Annotated in this window: 4 protein-coding genes; all 4 read right to left on the reverse strand. The window is 46.5% G+C overall.

Annotated elements, in window-relative coordinates; genetic code table 11:
- Positions 1-18: 18 nt before the first annotated feature.
- On the reverse strand, positions 19-732 hold the full coding sequence (gene urtE, locus A3757_RS19045; RefSeq protein ID WP_068513012.1) for an urea ABC transporter ATP-binding subunit UrtE: 714 nt from the start codon (positions 730-732) through the stop codon (positions 19-21).
- 2 nt (positions 733-734) lie between these two features.
- Positions 735-1,580: an urea ABC transporter ATP-binding protein UrtD gene (gene urtD, locus A3757_RS19050; RefSeq protein WP_068740104.1), complete on the reverse strand. Its 846-nt coding sequence runs from the start codon at positions 1,578-1,580 to the stop codon at positions 735-737.
- On the reverse strand, positions 1,577-2,737 hold the full coding sequence (urtC, locus tag A3757_RS19055) for an urea ABC transporter permease subunit UrtC (protein WP_082870329.1): 1,161 nt from the start codon (positions 2,735-2,737) through the stop codon (positions 1,577-1,579). The genes urtD and urtC overlap by 4 nt, the downstream gene beginning before the upstream one ends.
- The coding region (gene urtB, locus A3757_RS19060; RefSeq protein ID WP_068740106.1) for an urea ABC transporter permease subunit UrtB at positions 2,734-3,590 on the reverse strand (857 nt) is incomplete at its 5' end. The genes urtB and urtC, both read right to left, overlap by 4 nt.

Consider the following 3,590-nt stretch of genomic DNA (forward strand, 5'->3'; position numbering starts at 1 on the left):
GAGAGAGTAATAACCTCTTTATACAGCCAAGTACTTACTAATCAAGTCATCACTCAGCTTATCCATCGTGTCATTGGCCACGACACGGCCTCTATCCATTAGCCTAAAGGATTGTCCAACGCGTCGAGCAAAGCCAAGTTTCTGCTCTACAAGGATAACCGTCAAGCCTTCTTCTTCATTTAACTTCATCACAACATCGCCAATTTGTTTAACAATGTTAGGCTGAATACCTTCATTTGGCTCATCCAGAATTAACACCTTAGGCTCTATAATCAGCGCTCTGCCAATGGCCAACTGCTGTTGCTGGCCACCCGATAAGTCACCACCGCGGCGATGCATCATTTCGCCTAGCACAGGGAATAGATCAAAAATTTTCTGAGGAATTTCACCCGCGCCTTCCTGACCTTTTAAACGTCCCTTGCGAATAGGCAAACCCACACGTAAATTCTCTTCAACGGTTAGTAATGGAAAGATCTCCCGTCCCTGCGGCACATAGCCAATACCTGCGGGTGCTCGAGCTTCCGCTGTTTTTCCCTGCAAAGGCTGGCCATCCATTAATATTTCGCCATTGGTGACGGGAAGCAGCCCCATGATGGCCTTAAGTAAGGTAGTTTTACCGACACCATTACGGCCCATGATACAAGTGCGTGAACCTGGCTCGATCTGCATGTCCAAGTCCCAAAGGATTTGAGTGCCGCCGTAATGCTGATTAACCTTGTTTATTGAAATCATAATTAAGCCTCATCACCCGTTTCATCACCCAAATACACTTCCCTTACATCTTTATTATTTTGCACCTCGTCCATAGTCCCCTCTGCCAATACAGAGCCTTGATGCAATACCGTCACGGTTTTGGCAATTGATCGAACAAATTCCATATCGTGTTCAACGACCACGACGGTGTGTTCACCCGCTAAAGAGTTCAACAGCTCAGCGGTTCGTTCTGTTTCTTGTGCCGTCATGCCAGCAACCGGCTCGTCAACTAATAGCAAACGTGGCTCAGACGCGAGCAACATACCAATTTCCAACCACTGCTTTTGCCCATGTGATAAGGAACCTGCCAGCATCATACGGTGCTCTTTCAAGCCAATTGTTTCCAATACGTGGTCAATTCGGCCTATCTCTTCCGAACTAAGTGTAGAAAATAAAGTGGGCAGCACGCGCTTGTTTGTTTTTAGCGATAGCTCAAGGTTATCCAGAACTGTATGCGCTTCAAACACTGTGGGCTTTTGAAACTTTCGACCTATCCCTAGCTGAGCAATCTCTGCTTCATCTTTTTCCAGCAAGTTATGTGTTTGACCAAAATAAACCGAGCCTTCGTCACATTGGGTCTTTCCGGTAATCACATCCATCAAGGTCGTTTTACCTGCGCCATTTGCACCGATCAAACAGCGAAGTTCGCCATCGTTGATGTAGAGATTCATGTCATTCAGTGCTTTAAAGCCGTCGAAACTGACTGACAAGCCTTCGATATAGAGAATCACGTTCTTCGATACATCAACATGCACATCGTCTTCGCGCATGAAACTCCATACTTGGTCTCGACGCATCGTTTCTCTCGTGGTATCGAGTACATTCATGATGCTGTCTCCCCGGTTTCTAATTTATTCTTCTTTAGCGTTCGCTTGTCTCTGATTTGCTCCATTAAGCCCATCAGGCCTTTTGGTAAGTAAAGCGTAACGAAGACAAACAAGGCACCCAATGCGACTAACCAACCATCTGGCATAATCGCGGTGAATTTAGTCTTCGCAAAATTCACTAACAATGCACCGATAACTGCACCAATCAAAGTTCCTCGGCCACCTACCGCTACCCAGATCACCATTTCGATAGAGTTAATGGGTGAGAATTCACCTGGGTTAATAATACCGACTTGAGGAACGTACAAGGCACCCGCTACTGCCGCAATCACAGCTGAGTAGACGAACAACCAAACTTTATAGCGCTCAGTACGATAGCCAATAAAACGTGCTCTGTTTTCACCATCACGAATCGCGACAATAACCTTGCCAAAGCGTGATTTAAATATCGCATGACTGGCTAGCAACACTAAACACAATATGACTGAGGTGGCGACAAACAAACCAATTCGCGTGCTGTCTGCTTGTAAATCAAAGCCTAGTATCTCTTTGAAATCTGTTAAGCCGTTGGTCCCGCCAAAACCCATCTCGTTTCGGTAGAAAGACAGCATCAATGCATAAGTCAGTGCTTGCGTCATGATCGATAGATATACACCCGTGACTCGAGACCTGAATGCCAACCAACCGAACACGAAAGCTAGCAAGCCAGGCACCAATGCCACCATGATCATCGCAAACCAGAATTGATCCATACCCTGCCAGAACCAAGGTAGCTCTTGCCAATTCAGAAAGACCATAAAGTCAGGTAGCTCAGGGTGACCATAGACACCACGGTCACCAATCTGACGCATTAAATACATGCCCATGCCGTAGCCACCAAGCGCGAAAAATGCACCATGACCCAAGCTCAAAATACCGCAATAGCCCCAGATAATATCAACTGCCAAAGCCAGCATGGCGTAGCACAAGTACTTACCCAGCAAAGTTATGGTATAGGTGCTGACATAAAACACTGAACCTTCAGGCATCACCAAGTTACCGATAGAGGCAAGGAAAGTGATGGCGAGTAAAAGAATTACAAATGGAAAGGTTCGACTCCCCGGCTGACCTTCTCGGCCCATTAATCCGCGATCAAACAGCGTACTTAAAATACTCATTCTGCCGCTCTCCCCTTCTGTGGAAACAGTCCTTTCGGTTTTTTCTGAATAAACAAGATGATGAATACCAATACCAGGATACTTGCCAGTACCGCGCCAGTAACAGGCTCTAAGAATTTATTAGCGATACCCAAGCTGAAGCCTGCTACCAAGGTTCCCCATAGGTTTCCAACCCCGCCAAAGACCACCACCATAAAGGAGTCGATAATGTAAGCTTGACCAAGATTTGGTCCAACGTTCGTTAGCTGGCTTAGTGCCACACCCGCCATACCGGCGATACCCGAGCCTAGTCCGAAGGTCATCGCATCGACCCAGTCTGTGCGAATACCCATGGCTTTCGCCATATCACGGTTCTGAGCAACCGCACGAACATTCAACCCCAATGAGGTCTTATTCAAAATGAGCAACAATAGACCAAACACCAACAAGGCAAAGGCAAGAATGTAAAGACGGTTCATCGTAAGCGATAGAACCGGATTGATATCTAAAGAGCCACTCATCCAGCTAGGTGTTTCAACTTGACGGTTAAGTGGAGAAAATACGGTACGAACCAATTGCTGCAAGATAAGACTGATACCAAAAGTCGCCAGTAGCGTCTCAAGCGGGCGACCATGAAGGTGACGAATAACACCTCGTTCAATGCAGATGCCGACAAAACCCGAGACTAAGAAAGCAGCTGGAATAGCGACCCAAATCGAATAGTCGATAGCATTAGGCATCAGAAGCTGAACCACATAGGTGGTATAAGCGCCCAGCATGATCATCTCACCATGCGCCATATTAATAACGCCCATAACGCCAAAGGTAATTGCCAGGCCAATTGCAGCAAGCAAAAGGACAGAACCTAAGCTCA

The organism is Oleiphilus sp. HI0117 (assembly GCF_001635235.1).